This window comes from Demequina zhanjiangensis, assembly GCF_030418315.1.
In the GTDB taxonomy this organism is placed as follows: domain Bacteria; phylum Actinomycetota; class Actinomycetes; order Actinomycetales; family Demequinaceae; genus Demequina; species Demequina zhanjiangensis.
In genome coordinates this window covers 182,394-200,554 of the sequence record NZ_JAUHPV010000002.1, presented here as the reverse complement: position 1 = coordinate 200,554, position 18,161 = coordinate 182,394, and the positions used below count along the sequence as shown (strand labels likewise).

The window sequence follows — 18,161 nt, the reverse complement described above, 5'->3', positions numbered from 1 at the left end:
CGCGAGCGCGACGAGGCTGACGAGTGCGGTGGCGACGATGAGCAGCACGAGTCGGGCGCGCGTGCTCGCGAGCCTTCTCAGCGCGGTGCCCTGCCGTGGTTCCACGTGAGGAGTGCAGGCAGCGGTCGCCGCCCGTCGCACCGGACCTCTGACCTGGGCGTGCGGCGAGGTCTTGCATCTGACGACTATCGGAGTGACACTAGCGATGTATCGTTCACTATCGCTGACGATACGGACGAAGGAGGTCATCATGGGTTCTCAGTACCGATCGAGCGGTGCACGCAGCTTCAACGCGGACGACGCGGCGGATGCGCTGCGCGACGCCATGAACCAGTTCAAGTCCGAGTTCGACAAGCGGGTCGGCACGCGCGTGGGTCGCGGCGATGTCCGCGCCGCCGTGCTCACTCTGCTCGCCGAGCAGCCGATGCACGGGTATCAGATCATCCGCGAGATCGAGTCCCGCACGGATGGGCGCTGGAAGCCGAGCCCAGGCTCTGTGTACCCGACGCTGCAGATGCTCGCCGACGAGGGCCTCGTCACCGTCGAGACCAAGCAGGACAGGAAGATCTACGCGCTCACCGAGGAGGGTCGTGAGGTCGCCGCCGATGTGGCCGACGACGTCCCGTGGGAGTCGAGCGGCTCGTGGTCCGAGGGTCTGCACCTGGGGTCTGTTCCCAAGGCGGCTGTCGAGCTCGCCCAGGCGGCGACGCAGGCGGCGCGCGTCGGCTCCGAGGCGCAGCAGGAGGCCGTCGCTGACGCGCTCAACGAGGCACGACGTACGATCTATTCGATCCTTGCCAAGGAGTGACGCAGACCCGTCACGGCCGGCGGGAACGAGGAGGCTGAATGCCTGACGCCGGTCTTGACCGCGCCCGGTACCGCCGCATCATGCGGTTCGCCGCGATGCAGTTCATCGCGATGGGCTGGTACGAGCTCGTCCTGCCGAAGATCGGCCTGCGCGCGGTCACGGAGCGCACCCGCACTGCGCGCCTGCGCAAGATCGCCGCACGCTTCCGCCTGATCGCTGTGGACCTGGGCGGCCTGCTCATCAAGCTGGGGCAGTTCATGTCCTCGCGCCTTGACGTGCTGCCGCCCGAGATCACGAAGGAGCTCGAGGGCCTGCAGGACGAGGTGCCCGCGGCACCGTTCTCGGAGATCCGCGCGCTCGCGGAGGAGGAGCTGGGGCTCCCGCTCGAGAGCGTCTACGCGAGCGTGGACGAGGACCCGGTCGCGGCGGCCTCGCTGGGCCAGGCGTACAGGGCACGGCTCACCCCCTCCGACGCGATGCAGACCGGCTATGAGGACGTGATCCTCAAGGTGCAGCGGCCGGGCATCGCGGGCATCGTCGCGGTGGACCTCGCGGCACTGCGGCGGGTGGCGCGCTGGCTTCAGCGCGTGCGCGTCGTGGCCAAGCGGGTGGACATGCCGTCGCTGGTCGAGGAGTTCGCGCGTGCGAGCCTCGAGGAGATCGACTACCTGCATGAGGCGTCCAACTGCGAACGCTTCGCGGCAACGTTCGAGAAGGACGAGCGGGTGCGCGTGCCCGAGGTCGTGTGGGAGCGGACATCACGTCGTGTGCTGACCCTTGAGGATGTCTCGGCGATCAAGATCACCGACCTCGCAGCGCTGCGAGCGGCAGGGATCAACCCTGCGAAGGTGGCGTCGGTGTTCGCGGCCGTGATGCTGGACCAGCTCTTCGAGCACAACTTCTTCCACGCCGACCCTCACCCGGGCAACCTGTTCGTCTCGCCGACCAAGGGAGGCGACGGTCTCGGATGGCGGCTCACGTTCGTGGACTTCGGGATGATGGGCGAGGTGCCGCCGGGCCTGAGGACTGCCCTGAGGGAGCTGGTGCTGGCCGCCGTGGGCCGTGACGGTCGGGGCATGGTCGAGGCGATGCACAACGCGGGCGTGCTCCTGCCGGAGGCGGACCTGGGCGAGTTGGAGCGCGCCGTGACGAAGGCCTTCGCCAGGTTCGGCGGCATGGGCCTCGCAGAGCTGCGCGACATCGATGTGCGGGACTTGCGTGACTTCGCGCTCGAGTTCAGCGATCTGATGATCGAGATGCCCTTCCAGATGCCGGAGGACTACCTGTTGATCATCCGCGCGGGCTCGCTGACGTCGGGAGTGTGCTCGGCGCTGGATCCGTCGTTCAACGTGTGGGATGCCGTGGATCCCTACGCGCAGAAGATGCTGCGGGGCGAGCCGGTCGAGTTCGTGAACCACTACGCCCATCAGGCGTGGGAGTCGGCGGGCATGCTGTGGCGGATGCCGCGTCGGCTCGACACGGTCCTGGGCAAGGCGGAGGATGGCACGCTTGCGGTGACGGTGCCTCAGATGGAGACCGCTCTCACCCGGGTGGAGCGCACTGGCCGACGGGTGGTGTCGGCCATGATCTTCGCCGCGCTCCTGGTCGCCGGGTCGCGCGTCCACGCCGATGCGCCGTTGGGCGGCAATCTGATGATGATCGGTTCGATCCTGCCGGGGCTCCACGCGGTGTTCGGCCGACGCTCGTCCAAGTAGCGGTCGAGGGCGTCACCGGGCGACGGCCGTGCAGATTCAGCGCGCTGGCGCTCGACCGCGTCAGCCCGTGTAGCTGAGGAAGTACACGAAGACGATCATGCCGAGCGCTGCGGCGGCGGCGTACCCGAGGCTGAGCCTGCCGGGTGCGCGGTCGGCATCGCTCCTCCACGTGCCGACGACGGTCGCCGTGGCTGCGCCTCCCATGACGAGCAACGACCAGGCCGACGCGACGCGCCAGTCCCCAAGGTCGCCGGGACTCGTCTGCGCGTAGCCGAGCATGGCTCCGAACGTGAGCGCCAGGACCAGCACGAGCGGCGCGAGTCCGGCGAGTGCGAGGGTGGAGGCGCGGAAGTTCATGCCTGCACGATATATCCGGTTTGTGACTTTCGCCAGAGGGATGTTCGTGCGCGTGGACGGGGCCGCTGTGCCGGTGGCGGAAGCGCCTCCGTCAGGCCGTCGGCGACGCGGTGCGGGGGAAGAGCGCGCTCGCGATGACGACGGCGAGCGCCGCGCCGATGAGCTGTGCGCCGATGTAGGGCAGGACGGAGGCGGGGGCGATTCCCGCGAACGTGTCCGTGATCATGCGGCCGATGGTGACGGCGGGATTCGCGAACGAGGTGGATGAGGTGAACCAGTAGGCGGCGCCGATGTAGGCGCCGACGGCGGGGGCGACGATGGCCGCCCGGCCGGTCCTGACGAGCGCAAGGATGACGAGCACGAGCCCGGCGGTGGCGACGACCTCGGCGAGCACGGTTGCGGAGGTGGCCCGGTCGGTCGTGGACCACGTGGTCGGCGCGGAGAACATGGCGTTCGCGAGCACGGCCCCCGCGAGGCCTCCGACGATCTGCGCGCCGATGTAGGCGGCCGCGTCGCCGGTGCGGTCCATGCCGCCGACGATCCGTTCGACGAGGGTCACGGCGGGGTTGAAGTGCGATCCGGAGACCTGCTGGAACAGCAGGATGAGCACGGTGAGCCCGAAGAAGGTGGCGAGCGAGTTCTGGAGCAGCTGCAGACCCACGTCGGAGGAGAGCTGCTGCGCCATGATGCCGGATCCGACGACGACGGCGACGAGCAGTGCGGTTCCCAGGCCTTCCGCGAGGGCGCGGCGCCAGAGTGCGGGAGCGGGTGGGGTGGCGGCGCCGGCCGGGGTGGCGGGGGCGGCGGGGTCAGGGACGTGCTCGTTGCTCACGTCGCACCATCCTGGCGCATCGCGATGCCTCAGTCAACGTTGAGGTAATGTGGTGAGCGCTCGAGTCGGGGACGGCGGAGAATCGTTGCAGCTCGGCCAGGGCGCCGCGTAGGTGCGCGTCGGTCAGCGGCGGGAGTGCACCCGCGCCCACTCGGCAGTCGACTGCGGCCCTCCGAAGGCGAACAGGTGCAGTCGCACGTCGCCATGCGAGGCCGCGTCCAGCCGTCCGGAGAGCTCGTCCACGAACGCGTCGGGGCCCGCGGTCGTCAGCAGGTTGCCGAGCGACAGCCCGTACTTTCGGGCCACCCCGGCGCTCGTGCTCACGCCGCAGCGGCGGGCGAAGGCGAGCAGGCGCTTCACGGAGGTGGGACCGGGCACGCCGATCCTGACCGGCACGGTCACTCCCAGGTCGCGCACGCGCGTGATCCAGGCGACCACGGCGTCGACATCGAACGAGAACTGGGTGAGCACCGTCGCCTCGAGCTCTTGGGCGTCGAGCACCGCGAGCTTGTGCTGCAGCGCCGAGACGAGCGTCGCGTCGTCGATGTCGGGGTGGCCGTCGGGATACCCGGCGACGCCGACCTGCCGCACCCCATGCTCGGGCAGGAGCCCGGTCTCGATCACGGACAGCGCCGAGTCGAAGGGCCCCTCAGGCCGACGCGGGTCCCCTCCCACCACGACGACGCTGGCGGACGTCTCCTGGTCGGCGAGGGCCTGCAGTTCGCTGCGGAGCTCCTGCTCGGACGTGAGGCGTCGGGCGGACAGGTGAGCCACCGGGGTGAGGCCCAGCCGGTGCGCCGACGCGGCAAGGGCGAGCCTGGCCGTCGGGTCCTCGGTGCCGAGCGCGGTGATGTTCACGCGGGTCCCCGCAGGGATCAGCGGCGCCGCCTCGGTGAGCCGGTCGCCGTCGCGTGCGGTGATCTCAAGCGAGTAGTCGTCGAGCAGCATGCGGTCCGCGGTCACCGCCCTATGAAACCATCCCCGGCCGCGCGCGTGAGTCAGTCGGTGGGGACGGGGGCGTCGGCCCGTGAGCCGACGGCGTCCTGGACCTTCTCGAAGCCGTCGGCGTGCGCGAGCTCGACGAGCTCCTTGGCGATGGTGCCGACGACGGCGGGGCCACGGAAGATCAGGCCGGACACCAGCTCGATGAGCGTGGAGCCTGCGCAGATCTTGTCGTAGGCGTGCTGACCGTCGAAGACTCCGCCGAGTCCGGCGATCGTGAGCCTGTCTCCCGCGTGCTGGTAGCTGCGGCGGATGATGTCGGTGCTGAGGTCGCGGACGGGTCGACCCGACAGGTTGCCCTTGATCGCGGGGTCCATCGTGACGGAGTCGCGGTCCTTGCGGAGGTTCGCGATCGTGAGTCCGGCGACGTTGTGGTCGAGTGCGACGTCGATGAGGTCGCGGAACTGCTCCCACGTCTTGTCGGACGGCATCTTGAGCACGATCGGCTGCGCAGGGTTCGCGGCGTCGATCTCGGTGAGCAGCTGGTCGAGCGCCTCGGGCTCGGTGAACTTCTCGCCGACAGTGGTGTTGGGGCAGGAGATGTTGAGCTCGAGCAGCGCGCTCAGGCCATCGAGCTTGCGCACGGAGGTGACGTAGTCCTCGACGCCCTCGGCGGTGTCCCCGGCGTGCTGATCGTTGGTACGGGCGATCGACATCTTGAAGGGGAGCGCCGTGTAGCGGGGGTGCGCCTGGGCGTTGAGCTCGCGCAGGCGCTGAGCGACGGCGTCGACGCCGCCGTTGGCGAGCCCCACGTGCACCACGAGCGACTCCTGCTCGGGCAGGCGGTGGAACCAGGGCTTGGGGTTGCCGTGGCAGACGCGCGAGGTGACGGAGCCGAAGGTGAGGAAGCCGAAGCCTGTCATCTGCAGGATGCCGGGGATGGCGACGTTCTTGTCGAGTCCGGCGGCGAGGCCGAGCGGGTTGCGCAGGGTGAGGCCGTAGGCCTGGGTGACGAGCGCCGGGTCGTCGTGCTTGAGCAGGGCCTCGGCGGCGGCCATGGCGGGACGGATCCGCTGTGCCCAGGAGCCGTGGAGGATCATGTCGTCGTGCACCTTGTCGGGGTGCATCTTGAAGATCACGGGCTTGACGCCCTTGGTGTAGGCCGTGGTCATCGCACTGCGCGCAAAGGTGCCCATGTGGCGTCGTCCTTCTCAGTTCGCGTCCGCGGCGGTGACGAGCGGGCGGGCCCGCAAGGCGCTGTCGCGTCGCTCGTCGGTGAGGTTGACGGCACGCTATCCCGACTATTCGTGGACGAGTCGGGACCTCGTGCCCGGGCGAAAGCCCCTCGTAGGTGCGCTATTTGGCATCGTGAGAATGGTGACGCGACAACGTTTGCCGCCTTGCCTCACCGCGGCCCGGCACTAGTCTTCGGCTCGAGGTCAGTTTCCCAGCAGTGTGGACGGCGTCGCCGTCGGCAGCACCGTCACCTCGACCGGCGTCACACCGACGGTCAGCGCCACCCGCCAGTTCAGGTCGTCGACGATCGCATCCTGCAGGTCCCGAGGATCGGGCGACTGGCCAGGCCCGACGAGCATCACCGTGATCTCGGAGCCGTCGATCGAGATCGACTGGACCAGGAGATCGCTGTCATCGCCGAGCCAGTCCTCCACGAGCGTCTGCACCCTCGCCGAGTTCGACGAGGTGCTGAACGCTGACTGCGACGTGAACACGAGCGGCACCATGACGACGGCGGCGAGCGCCACGTACGGCGCCACCGTCGCGACGATGCCCCAGGGGTTGCGCTGCAGCACCTTGTGGCGCGCGAAGCCCGTGAGGACGAACACGAAGGCGGCCGCCACGACGATCGCGACGAAGTTGGTGAGGTAGAGAAGGAACGAGCCCAGTGCGTCGTCCTCGCGGCCCTTGGCCAGGCTGATGCCGGTGACCGCGAGCGGCGGCACCAGGGCGACGGCGATCGCGACTCCCGCGATGCCCGAGGCGACACGGGAGTTCACGGTGGCGAAGGCGCCGGCAGCCCCCGCAGCCAGCGCGATCAGCATGTCGAGCGCAGTGGGGTTCACCCGCGACGTGATCTGCGTGTTGGTGTCGAAGGCGATCGCGACCGGCGCCCATGCGGCGAGGCCGTAGGAGAGGAGGATGGCGACTCCGGTGCCGAGCCCGACGAGAAGGACGGACTGGCCTGCACGGTTCGCCCAGCCGTTCACCAGCGCGCCCGCCAGTCCGAGGATCGGCACCATGAGCGGTGCGACGAGCATCGCTCCGATCACGACCGCGGTGGAGTCCGCCATGACCGCGTAGCTGGCGATCGCGACGGAGAGGACCAGCATCACCCACCACGCGCCGAGCTTCGACAGCCGGTCGCGACCCTCGAAGTACAGCGTCTGGCTCACCTCGGCGCGTGACCGCTTCCCGATGTCCGACTGGCGGATCCAGTCCCACAGCACCTCGCCGATGGTGGTCGAGTAGGGATCGATCTGTGTGCGCTCGGGGTGCTCCGCGTAGCGCAGCCCCCATGCGACGAGCAGGGCGCCCAGGATCAGTGCGCCCACCGCGAGGATCACGAGGGCGCCCTGGACCACGGCGTCGGGCCAGGCGATCGCGAGCACTGCCATGGCGGCCGCAGCGACCCCGCTCGCGATCCTGATCACGCGGTGCCCCGCAACGTTCTTGCCTCGGATCGACGAGCCGATCACGAGCAGCGCCCGTACGAGGACGTAGAAGCCGGCCAGCACGACGGCGAGCTCCAGCCCGATGCCGTCGCCCGCGTCGCCGTAGAACGCGAGAAGGCCCACGAGCGCGAGGAACCCGAGCGTGAGAAGAGCGCGCAGCATCACGTAGGCGCGATGGCGCTGCCTTCCCCACCGGCGTCGGCCGGAGAAGACGTAGATGACGTCGAGCGCCGCGGATCCGAACAGGGCGACGGCGAAGACCAGCTGCAGCGTGTTGAACGCGAGCCCGGGGAGCAGCAGCACCAGCCCGCCGCCGAGCGCCGAGCCCACGCCTCGCAGCGCGACCGGGTTGGTGATCGCGATCAGCGTCTCCTTGACGGTGCTGCCCACGCCAGGGGCGCCGCTGCGCAGCGCCGGGATGGCTCCGGTCTCTGGAGCGGGTTCGGCGCCGTTGACGGGGTCGTCCGCCTTCGGGAGGCTGTCGTCCTTCCGGTTCCCAGGGGAGATCGGCGGCTGCGCGCCAGCGCCCGGGGCCGCGTCCTCACGCGGCGTCGCGTCGACGTCGCCCCGCGCCTCGTCGTCGCTGTTCCTCGACCCGGCCATGGGCCCCTCCTCCGCACCTGCCCGATGTCCCTATCGTAGAGCCGCGCGGGCCCACCCTCCCTGGTATGCCGGGTGTCCGGTCGTTAGACTCCTGATGTGCCCCGGAAGCGTCGGGTGCATCGGCGCGAGGGAGACATGGTGAGGCTGACGAGGCTTGCGAAGGTCGCGGCAGCCACGGTCGCGGTGCTGGCGCTCGCGGGCTGCTACACGGCCCCCACTCCTGAGGAGATCGAGGCGCTGCACGTCTCGTCGGACGCTGAACCCGCCATCACGGCCGACGGCGGGATCGTCACGTTCTCGCCGTCCGAGGTGGAGATCGAGACGCACCTGAGCTACCTCGCGACGGCGCTCGAGGACTCGGTGGATGTGTACACGGAGCCGAACGGCGAGGTGCAGCAGACGATCGCCGCGGAGGACGTGCTGACGGTCCCCGAGTCGACGCCTCTGACATTCCTGGTGGAGACGCGCGCGACCGGCTGGTACGAGGTGCATCTGCCGGTACGTCCCAACGGGACGATGGGCTGGGTGCGTGCCTCGGATGTGGACATCACCACCACCAACTACTGGCTCGAGGTATCGCTCACGGACTACACGCTCACCGGCTTCCTGGGCACGGAGCAGATCTTCGAGACGACGATCGCGATCGGGCGTTCGGACAGGCCGACGCCGGGTGGCGTCTACTACCTGCGCGAGCTGCTCGAGGTGCCGGACCCGGACGGGATCTACGGCCCCTACGCCTATGGGCTCTCGGGCTTCCAGCCGGTGCTCGACTCCTTCAACGGCGGCGACGCGGTGATCGGCATGCATGGGACGAACGAGCCGGAGCGGCTCGGCACCGATGTGTCGAGCGGCTGCATCCGGATGAGCAACGACGCGATCACGGAGCTGGCGACTCAGGTGGGTCTGCCGCTCGGGACGCCGGTGTTCGTGGACGAGCTGTAGGGCGCTGCCTCGCCGAGGCGACGCGGCGCTGCGGCGCTGACCGAGTGGGGCCTCCGTGTCGGCTCGGGCTCCACCCTCTCAAGGACGCGACGAGGGCCGAGGCGGATCGCCCCGGCCCTCCCCCTATTCGCGAGAGGTCACCCTGTGTAGGTGGGTGTGCCGCTCACGGCCGCCGCGGGCCCTGCGGACAGGACCTGCGTGTCCGTCGTCTCTGCCGGTGTGGGCGAGACGGACGACGCGGGCTCCTCGGAGCTGGTCGGCGTGATCGTGGTCTCCTGGACGGACGGTTCGATGTACGACGGTGTGGGCGAGGCTGTCGCGCTCGGCTCTGCGGAGCCGGTGGGTGGCAGCGTCGTCTCGTGGATGGACGGCTCGATGTACGACGGCGACGGTGAGGTCGTCGGCACCTCGGACGGCGTGGGCGACGGAGCCGGCGGCATCACGCACACGTAGGTGATCCTCTTCTGTCCGGGTGGATCGAGCGTGTCGTTCTCGGACACGTCGTCGTAGGTCATGCTCGAGTGGTTCTTCACTCCGATGAGCACCGTCACGTAGTCGGCGTCAGCGACCCACGACTTGTGGTTCAGGTTCTCGTACTTGAGCGTGTACCCGTCCGGACATGGGTTCGGTGCGGGTTCGCATGCAAGTGCCGGCACCGCCCAGACGGCGGTGCCCAGTGCTGCGGCGCTGATGGACGCCGCGATCTTCTCATTGAGCTTCATTGCCCTCGCCCCCCAAGGCGTGAGACCTGGGGGAGTCCTCATCCCCCAACTGAGCCTCGCTCCTCACATTTCCACCGGAATGTGAGGTTCGCAACATGAAAGGGACGACTGTGGAGAAGTTCCTTATAATTCGCACTCTACGCACAAGGAAGGGGACGGATCATCGATCCGTCCCCTTCCTTTCAGCGTGAGATCAGCCGGTGTACGTCGGGGTTCCGCTGACCGCCGTGGCGGGTCCAGCCGACAGCACCTTGGTGTCGGTCGTCTCGGTCGGGGTGTCCGACGGCGTCGGCGACGCGGACCCGGTCGGCGCGGTCGAGCCCGTGGGCGTCGGCGTCGGCGAGTTCACCTGAGTCGACGGCTCGATGTACGACGGCGACGGCGAGGCCGTGGCGCTCGGCTCGGCGGAACCCGTGGGCGACGGCGACTCGCTCGGCGTCTCAGACGGGCTGGGCGACTGGCTCGGCGGCTTCGACGGGGCTGCCGGCGGCGTGGTCGTCGACGTCTCGGAAGGCGTCGGCGATGCCGACCCGGTGGGCGACGGCGACTCGGTCGGAGTCTCCGACTCGGACGGCGTGGGTGACGGCGACTCCTCCACCGGCGGGCAGATGATCACGTGCGAGACGCCGTACGGCTTCCCGCTGTTCGGGTTCATCGCCGCCCAGTAGACGCCGTCCTGGGTCGCTTCCTCGTACACCTTGTTCGCCGTGCCGCCCTTGACGATCAGCAGCGAGAACGCCTCGTCGAACGAGAAGCTCTTCAGGTTCAGGTTGTCGATCTTGTAGCAGCCCTCGCCCCAGTAGGAGGCGTGGTTCGCGTCGGAGTCGGCGCCCCCACCGTTTCCGTTCGCGTAGGCCGGGATGGCCCAGGCCGCAGTGGCCAGTGCAGCGGCGCTCACAGTCGCCGCGATCTTCTCATTGAGCTTCATCGCTAGTACTTCCCTCAGCTGAGACCTGGGAACTCCCTCAATCCCCAAGGGGGTCTCTGGAGACACCGTAGGCATGTCAGTGTGAGATTGGCAACACGATGTTGCTCAAGCGAGCGGTTATCGGTAAGTTTCGCCCGATTCTTGAGCGAATTGCTCCAAAGAACCTGAGGTGAACTGACTTCCGTGCTCACAGTGTGACAGACGTCACTTCATCCGGCCAGGGGTGACGGAGGGGCGCGCTCGGCGATCGACGTCGGCCCGCAGGGGTGGGGGGACACGGGCCGACGCCGACCGGGGCCCTTGCGTCCGGGATCGCGGCGACGCTGATGATCGCCGCGCGCCTCCCGGAGGGCCCTGAGGGTGACGAGCGGGCCGGGCGACGAGACCCGACCCGCGCGTCGTTCCTGGCCTAGCCGGTGTAGCTCGGCGTGCCGCTCACCGCGGTGGCCGGGCCTGCCGAGAGGACCTTGGTGTCAGTGGTGTCCGACGGGGACGGCGAGCTGGTCGTCGTGGGCGTCGGGGAGGTCGTCCCGGTCGGTTCCGCAGAGCCGGTCGGGGACGGCGAGATGGTCGTCTTCTGGATCGACGGCTCGATGTACGAGGGCGACGGCGAAGGCGACGTGGTCCCTGTGGGCTCGGGGGAGCCGGTGGGAGTGACCGACGGGGACGGGGTCTCCGACGGTGTCGTGGTCGGGGTCTCCGAAGGCGACGGCGATTCTGTCGCCGTGGGTGACGGAGAGCCCGTGGGTTCGGGGATGGGGCACAGTTCGACGCCGGGCTCGCCACTCTGGCCGCCGCCGTTCCAGTCCTTGTATCCGATGACGACAGAGCGTCCGTGCTTGTCGTTGAACCAGGTTCCTAGCGGGGGCAGCTCGATGCTGTCCCAGTCGAGAGACGAGATCGCGACCGCGATCGGGTTGTGGCCCGACTGCAGTATCTCGCCCTCACCTGGCGTGGTGACGTACTTGCAGACGAACACCTTGAGGTTGTTGGCCTCACCCGTGCCGCCTTGGCCGCCACCAGGATCCGCGAATGCGGGGATCGCCCAGGCCGCGGTGGCCAGGGCTGCGGCGCTTATGGTCGCCGCCACCTTCTCGTTGAGCTTCATTGCTCTCACCTCAGCCGAGACCCGGGGAAATCCCTCAATCCCCTCCAAGATCTCTACCCCTCACGGTACGCCCGGTGAGTGGAATTTCCAACTGAACTCTTGCACATGCCCCCGTGGGTACGCTAAAGTTCGCTGTTTTTGCATGAGTGTCAACCTATTCGTGCGTGAGGGGCACTTCTGAGGCCGCGCACGGATGGCTACACTCGCCTCAGCGGCACGCCCGTTCTGACGGCGGGCGGGCCCCGCCATCGGGAGGCGAGGAGGGCTCATGGGCACCTCGGAGGAGGGTTTCGCCCCTCTCGCGCGCAGCGCTGTCGCGCCCTTCATCGCAGGCTTCCTCGTGATGGTGGCGATCGGCATCGGCCTCTCGCTCGTCAGCCCCCTCTCCGATGAGCCCGCTCCGCGGGCGGCGGGCGCATCCCCGACCGTGGCGGCGGAGGTCGTACGGCCGATCACTGCCACCGCGGGTGCCTCTGCCCCGCAGGAGGACGGGCCGGTGATCGAGGACTGGTCGAGCACGTTCGTCACGGTCAACGGCCTGAACATCGACATCTACGACGAGCCTGACGGCTCAGTGGTCCGTGAGCTGCGATCCGCCGATGTCCTCACGGTGCCCGGCGCGACCCCGCTGGTGATGCTGGTCGCCGATGTCGCGGCGCAGGCGCCCGACTGGTACGAGGTGTACCTACCGATCCGTCCCAACGGCACGACGGGTTGGGTGAAGGCCGAGGACGTCAGCGTCGACACGACCGACTTCTGGATCGAGGTGTCACTGTCCGACTTCGAGATGGTCGTCCACGAGGGGGACGAGGTGGTGCTGCGGACCGAGATCGGCGTGGGGCGCGATGATCGGCCCACGCCGGGTGGGGTCTACTACGTGAAGGAGCTCCTCAGGGTGCCGAACTCTGCCGGCGCCTACGGGCCGTACGCCTATGGGCTCTCCGGCTATCAGTCCACGCTCGAGTCCTTCAACGGTGGCCAGGCGGTGATCGGCATCCATGGCACGAACGATCCGACGTCCTTCGGGAGGGTGGTCTCGAGCGGGTGCGTGAGGGTGCCGAACGCGACGATCACCCGCCTTGCGGAGGTCATCGGTCCGCCGCTGGGGACGCCGGTGCGCATCACCGAGTGAGTCTGCGACCGACTTGGGCCGGGCATGCGAAGAGGGCCGCGCCATCAGGCGCGGCCCTCTCGTGCTGCTCGGGGCGGGTGAGCAGCGGTGCGGTGCTAGCCCGTGTAGGTCGGGGTGCCGCGGACGGGCACCGCCGGACCGGCGGACAGGACCTTCGTGTCGGTCGACGGGCTGGTGGACGGCGTCGAGCCGGTCGACGGGGTGGTGCTGGGCGTCGGCGATGCGGATCCGGTCGGGGCGACCGAGCCGGTGGGCGTCGGGGTCGGCGAGTTCACCTGGGTCGACGGCTTGATGTACGAGGGCGACGGCGAGGGTGAGCTGGTCTCGCTCGGCGACGCGCTCGAGGTGGGCGACGGCGAGGTCGAGGGCGTGGTGCTCGGCGTGCTCGACGGGGTGGTGCTGGGCGTCGAGGACGGCGTGCTGCTCGGGGTGGTCGACGGGGTGGTCGACGGGGTCGAGCTGGGCGTCGACGACGGGGTGCTGCTCGGGGTCGTGGACGGCGTGGTGCTGGGCGTCTCGGACGGGGTCGAGCTGGGGGTCTCCGAGGGGGTGGAGCCCGACTGGGGCTTCACGCAGATGTGGGAGATGTCCCGCGCGTCACCGCGCTGGAGGAGCGCGCCGCTCAGCACGTTGTCGATGATGAAGTTGCGGAACTCGCCGGGCTTGCCTGCGACCAGGATGACCGAGGCGTAGGCCTTGTCGGCGGTCCAGGAGTTGCCCCCGTTGTAGGACTCGCTGAGCTTCGTGTAGTCGGTGGGGCACTGGCCGTTGCCGGTGTTGCACACCGACTGCTGGCCGCCCTCGCCGAAGTGCTCGTCGTAGCCGCCCACCTGCACCCAGGTGATGCAGTAGTAGTCGGTGAGTCCGAACGCGGACCACGGGATGAAGCTCTTCCCGATGTACTGGGCGAGCTCGTGGCGCTCTCCTGCGCACTCGGCGTCGTCCCGGTCGATGCACTTCGCCTCGAAGTGGACGGAGACGTCACCGACCGTGGTCTTGACGTTGATCTCCTGGTTGTCCACGAAGACGTCGCCCGCGGGCAGCGTCAGGCCCGTGGCGTCGACGGTGTAGGGCGTCGGGTCGTCCGACGCGGCGACTGCGGGGATCGCGAATGCGGCGATCGCCATCGCTGCGGCGCTGATAGTGGCCGCGATCTTCTCACTGAGTTTCATGCCCGCCCCCTGGCGTGCGCGCAGCCCCGGGGACTCCTTCCGCCCCCTGGAAGGACTGTGCGGCAGCAACGGTAGTGACCTCGTGTGACATTTGCAACACGATGATGCGTTGGATGTGAGTTGCTGCTAAATTTCGCCGTTCGCTTTGCGTAGGTATCAGTTGACACGTCTACTTTGCGCATGTGTGTGCTCACAGTGTGGCCTACCTCACACGGAATGCCAAGCAGGGCTGTGGATGCGTGGGGGAAGGGTTGCGCGGGTGGCGCGAGGCGTCCACTGCGGATCCAGGTCGTCGCGTTTATTGCTCAGTGATCGTTGAGGTATTAATATCTCAATGAGCGCTGAGGCAACCAGTGCGCCCCGAGATGCCGACGAGGACGATCATGACCGCCACGCCCCACCGAGACCCCATCCCCCTGGATCAGCAGTTCGCGCTGGACCGTGCCTACGAGCGGCTCGTCGACGAGTTCGCGGGCGCGTTCGGACGCGAGACGGTGCGCGTGCTGCTCGACCACTCGTACGACGTGCTGCGGGACAACGCACGCATCCCCCAGTACCTCCCGCTGCTGGCCGAGAAGTTCGCGCGCCAGAGGATGCTCGCGTCCAGCCATCGCGCTCACGGTCAGGACGAGCGGCCTGCAGTCCTCTTCCTGTGCGTGCACAACGCCGGCAAGTCGCAGATGGCTCTCGGCCTCTTCGAGAAGCACGCCGGCGGCCGCGCCGTCGGCTGGTCGGGCGGATCCGAGCCCGGCTCCGAGATCAGCCCCGACGCGGTGGCCGCGATGGCGGAGGTCGGGATCGACATCACGGGCGAGTTCCCGAAGCCGTGGACCGAGGAGACGCTGCGCGCCGCCGACGTGATCGTCACCATGGGCTGTGGCGACGCGTGCCCCGTCTACCCGGGCAAGCGCTACCTCGACTGGACCTTCGAAGGAGACCTCTCCGGTCTCTCGGGCGCCCGCAACGCTCGCGATCAGATCGAGCGGCGGGTGCTCGCGCTGCTCGCCGAGATCGGGGTCACGGCCGCCGCCTGACCCTCTCGCTGTCCCGGGGCGACGATTCCCTTCCGGATGTCACGTCGCCCCGGGCGCTGGTCCCGGTCTGCGCCCCGCCATCCGGTGCAAGAATGGCGAGCGTGACGACCACCGCGCCCGAACCCCCCGCCGCGGCTCCGGCCGCCGACGTCCGTGAGCTCGCGTCCGCCCTGCGTCAGGCAGGGGTGAGCGAGGTCGAGACAGGCTCCCGCCGCCGCGCCGAGTACTCCACCGATGCGTCGAACTACCGTGTGGTTCCGCAGGTGGTCGCCTTCCCCCGTGACGCCGACGAGCTGGTCGCCATCCACGAGGTGTCCCGCACCAGCCGTACCCCGCTGACGATGCGTGGCGCCGGCACCTCCGTCGCCGGCAACTCGATCGGCACGGGCATCGTGGTGGACACGAGCCGCCACATGAACCGCATCCTCGATGTGGACGTGGAGGCGCGCACCGCCCGTGTCCAGCCGGGCGTCGTCATGGGAGACCTGCAGCGCCTCGTCGAGCCGCACGGGCTGCGCTTCGGCCCCGACCCCTCGACCTGGACCCGCTGCACGCTCGGCGGGATGATCGGCAACAACGCGTGCGGTCCTCACGCGCTCGCCTTCGGTCGCACGGCGGACAACGTGCTCTCGCTCGACGTGGTCGACGGGCTCGGCCGGCGTTTCACCGCGCGGTCGCGCTCAGGCTCCGGCGGCGGATCGGCCGTCGTCCCTGGGCTCAAGGAGCTTGTGGATGCGAACCTTGCGCTGATCCGCACCGAGTTCGGCCGCTTCACCCGCCAGGTCTCCGGCTACTCGCTCGAGCACCTGCTCACCGAGAACGGGTCGGACCTCGCACGCTTCCTGGTCGGGTCGGAAGGCACGCTCGCCACCACCCTCGAGTCCACGCTGCGCCTGGTCCAGGTGCCGACGGTGAGGCTCACCGGGGTCTTCGCGTACGACGACATGCCCGCCGCGGCCGACGCCGTCGTCCCCATGCTTCCCCACCAGCCTCAGGCGATCGAGGGCTTGGACGCCCGGCTGGTCGCGAGGGTGCGCGCCGCCAAGGGCGACGCAGGCGTGCCCGAGCTGCCCCCTGGCGCCGGCTGGCTGCTCGTCGAGGTCGGCGCGCCGTCGGCCGAGGAGGCGGAGGAGGCCATGGCGGCGATCGCCGCCGACTCCGGCACCTCCACCTATCGCGTGGTGCGCGATGCCAAGGAGTCGGCGAAGCTGTGGGCCATCCGGGCCGACGGCGCTGGTCTCGCCGGACGCTCCGCCGACAACAAGGAGTGCTGGCCCGGCTGGGAGGACGCCGCCGTCCCGCCCGAGCGGCTCGGCGCCTACCTGCGCGACTTCGACGCGCTCATGGCCCGCCACGGCGTCGACGGTCAGCCGTTCGGCCACTTCGGCGACGGCTGCATCCACGTGCGACTCGACATCCCGCTTCAGGAGGACGGACGGCCGCTGCGCGCCTTCATGGAGGACTCGGCAGCCCTCGTCGCCTCCCACGGCGGCTCCCTCAGCGGCGAGCACGGGGACGGCCGCGCCCGCTCCGAGCTGCTCTCCGCCATGTACTCGGGAGAGGCGATCGACCTGTTCGGCCAGGTCAAGGCCCTGTTCGACCCCGAGAACCTCCTCAACCCGGGCGTCATCGTGGACCCGGCGCCGCTCGACGCGGACCTGCGCCGTCCGTCGGCCCCGCGCACCGCGCCGTCGACCGGCGGCCTCGCGTTCGCGCACGACCACGGCGACCTCACCGAGGCGGTGCACCGCTGCACCGGCGTCGGGAAGTGCCGCGCCGACCTTCCCGGCACGGGCACGGGCTTCATGTGCCCGTCCTACGCGGCCACGAAGGACGAGAAGGACGTCACCCGTGGACGCGCCCGTGTCCTCCAGGACGCGATCAACGGCTCGCTCATCGGCGGGCTCACCGCGCCCGAGGTGCGCGAGAGCCTCGACCTGTGCCTCAGCTGCAAGGCCTGCTCGTCCGACTGCCCCTCGGGCATCGACATGGCGGCCTACAAGTCCGAGGTGCTCCACCGTTCCTACCAGGGACGTCTGCGCCCCATGCCGCACTACTCGATCGGCTGGCTGCCCCGCTGGATGAACCTCATCGGCTGGGTGCCGTGGCTCGTCAACGGCGTCATGTCCGTCGGCTGGCTGCGCAGGCTGATCCTCCCGATCGCGGGCCTGGACAAGCGTCGTTCCCTGCCACGGTTCGCCGCGAAGCCGTTCCGTCGCACCGAGGTCGCCAAGTCCCGTCGCGCCACGCGCGGCACCGGGCTGGTGAGCGACCCGTCGACCGGGTCCAGCGGCCACGACCCGAACCCCGAGAGGACCGAGCGTCGCGTGGTGCTGTGGGCCGACTCGTTCACCGACGGCCTCGACCCGGAGATCCCCACGGCGATCGTCGAGGTGCTCGAGTCGGCGGGCTTCGAGGTCATCGTCACCGCCGGCGATGCGTGCTGCGGTGTCACCTGGATCTCCACCGGGCAGCTCGATGGTGCGCGCAAGCATCTGGAGCACCTGCTCACCGTGCTCGGCCCGTACGCGGTCAACGGGATCCCGATCATCGGCGTCGAGCCCTCCTGCATGGCGGTGCTGCGTGGCGACATCACGGAGATCCTCCCCGAGGACCCGCGCGCACGCGCCGTCTCGCTCGGCACGTACACGCTCGCCGAGGTCCTCACCGGACGCGCGCCCGTGAAGCCGGACCCGGAGTGGCAGGTGCCGAGCCTCGACGGCCAGGACGTGGTCGTGCAGCCGCACTGCCACCAGTACTCCGTCATGGGCTACACGGCCGACCGCGACCTGCTGGCCCGCGCCGGCGCGAACGTCACCGAGGCGTCGGGCTGCTGCGGCCTTGCCGGCAACTGGGGCTACGAGAACGGGCACTACGACCTGTCGGTCGAGATCGCCCACACCTCGCTCGTCCCCGCGCTCGAGAAGGCAGGGCTCAGCAAGGACGGCAAGAGCGTGGAAGGCGCGCAGGCGATCTACATGGCGGACGGGGTGAGCTGCCGCACCCAGGCCGATCAGGTGGCAGGGGTGGACGGCCTCCACCTCGCAGAGATCCTGGTACAGGCGGCGAAGCGGGGTCGGTGAGCCGAGAGGGGTCGTCCGCAGGAAATCTGCGTTCTCCAGAGAAAATCGGACTCCTAGAGACAGATCGGACATGCGCTGTTAGCCTCTCCGTGT

Annotated in this window: 15 protein-coding genes; 6 read left to right on the top strand and 9 right to left on the bottom strand. The window is 69.3% G+C overall.

Annotated elements, in window-relative coordinates:
* Positions 1-250: 250 nt before the first annotated feature.
* Together QQX04_RS03530 and QQX04_RS03525 are read left to right on the top strand one after the other, a co-directional pair.
* Complete coding sequence (locus tag QQX04_RS03530) at positions 251-808, top strand: PadR family transcriptional regulator (RefSeq protein ID WP_436968456.1); 558 nt, start codon at positions 251-253, stop codon at positions 806-808.
* Positions 809-846: 38 nt separating this feature from the next.
* Positions 847-2,523, top strand: coding sequence for an ABC1 kinase family protein (locus QQX04_RS03525; protein WP_301126331.1), 1,677 nt, complete (start codon positions 847-849; stop codon positions 2,521-2,523).
* A 60-nt stretch (positions 2,524-2,583) separates the two neighbouring features.
* On the opposite strand, the gene QQX04_RS03520 is transcribed toward QQX04_RS03525, so the two are convergent.
* The 5 genes from QQX04_RS03520 to QQX04_RS03500 all read right to left on the bottom strand — a co-directional run bounded on the left by QQX04_RS03520 (position 2,584) and on the right by QQX04_RS03500 (position 7,947).
* Positions 2,584-2,880, bottom strand: a complete 297-nt coding sequence (locus QQX04_RS03520) for a hypothetical protein (RefSeq protein WP_301126329.1) — start codon at positions 2,878-2,880, stop codon at positions 2,584-2,586.
* 91 nt (positions 2,881-2,971) lie between these two features.
* The gene (locus QQX04_RS03515) at positions 2,972-3,712 is read right to left on the bottom strand and encodes an aquaporin (RefSeq protein ID WP_301126328.1); all 741 of its coding nucleotides are present in this window, start codon (positions 3,710-3,712) and stop codon (positions 2,972-2,974) included.
* Between the two features lie 123 nt (positions 3,713-3,835).
* Positions 3,836-4,675, bottom strand: a complete 840-nt coding sequence (locus QQX04_RS03510) for a methylenetetrahydrofolate reductase (RefSeq protein ID WP_301126326.1) — start codon at positions 4,673-4,675, stop codon at positions 3,836-3,838.
* A gap of 35 nt (positions 4,676-4,710) precedes the next feature.
* On the bottom strand, positions 4,711-5,850 hold the full coding sequence (locus QQX04_RS03505) for a quinone-dependent dihydroorotate dehydrogenase (RefSeq protein WP_301126325.1): 1,140 nt from the start codon (positions 5,848-5,850) through the stop codon (positions 4,711-4,713).
* A gap of 243 nt (positions 5,851-6,093) precedes the next feature.
* The gene (locus QQX04_RS03500; RefSeq protein WP_301126324.1) at positions 6,094-7,947 is read right to left on the bottom strand and encodes a DUF389 domain-containing protein; all 1,854 of its coding nucleotides are present in this window, start codon (positions 7,945-7,947) and stop codon (positions 6,094-6,096) included.
* Positions 7,948-8,082: 135 nt separating this feature from the next.
* Between QQX04_RS03500 and QQX04_RS03495 the strand changes: the two genes are divergently transcribed.
* Positions 8,083-8,889 (top strand): L,D-transpeptidase, encoded by an 807-nt coding sequence (locus QQX04_RS03495; RefSeq protein ID WP_301126323.1) that lies wholly within the window; start codon positions 8,083-8,085, stop codon positions 8,887-8,889.
* A gap of 137 nt (positions 8,890-9,026) precedes the next feature.
* Here QQX04_RS03495 and QQX04_RS03490 read toward each other — a convergent pair whose 3' ends face one another.
* The 3 genes from QQX04_RS03490 to QQX04_RS03480 form a co-directional block, all read right to left on the bottom strand.
* Positions 9,027-9,611: a hypothetical protein gene (locus QQX04_RS03490; protein ID WP_301126322.1), complete on the bottom strand. Its 585-nt coding sequence runs from the start codon at positions 9,609-9,611 to the stop codon at positions 9,027-9,029.
* 193 nt (positions 9,612-9,804) lie between these two features.
* A complete protein-coding gene (locus QQX04_RS03485) occupies positions 9,805-10,539 on the bottom strand; it encodes a hypothetical protein (protein ID WP_301126321.1) in 735 nt (244 codons plus the stop codon).
* A 409-nt stretch (positions 10,540-10,948) separates the two neighbouring features.
* Positions 10,949-11,647 (bottom strand): hypothetical protein, encoded by a 699-nt coding sequence (locus tag QQX04_RS03480; protein WP_301126320.1) that lies wholly within the window; start codon positions 11,645-11,647, stop codon positions 10,949-10,951.
* Positions 11,648-11,915: 268 nt separating this feature from the next.
* Between QQX04_RS03480 and QQX04_RS03475 the strand changes: the two genes are divergently transcribed.
* Complete coding sequence (locus tag QQX04_RS03475) at positions 11,916-12,779, top strand: L,D-transpeptidase (RefSeq protein ID WP_301126318.1); 864 nt, start codon at positions 11,916-11,918, stop codon at positions 12,777-12,779.
* A 95-nt stretch (positions 12,780-12,874) separates the two neighbouring features.
* Here QQX04_RS03475 and QQX04_RS03470 read toward each other — a convergent pair whose 3' ends face one another.
* Positions 12,875-13,951: a hypothetical protein gene (locus tag QQX04_RS03470; protein ID WP_301126316.1), complete on the bottom strand. Its 1,077-nt coding sequence runs from the start codon at positions 13,949-13,951 to the stop codon at positions 12,875-12,877.
* Positions 13,952-14,334: 383 nt separating this feature from the next.
* Between QQX04_RS03470 and QQX04_RS03465 the strand changes: the two genes are divergently transcribed.
* Positions 14,335-14,985, top strand: a complete 651-nt coding sequence (locus QQX04_RS03465) for an arsenate reductase ArsC (RefSeq protein ID WP_301126314.1) — start codon at positions 14,335-14,337, stop codon at positions 14,983-14,985.
* A gap of 92 nt (positions 14,986-15,077) precedes the next feature.
* Positions 15,078-18,068: an FAD-binding and (Fe-S)-binding domain-containing protein gene (locus QQX04_RS03460; protein ID WP_436968455.1), complete on the top strand. Its 2,991-nt coding sequence runs from the start codon at positions 15,078-15,080 to the stop codon at positions 18,066-18,068.
* Positions 18,069-18,161: the final 93 nt, after the last annotated feature.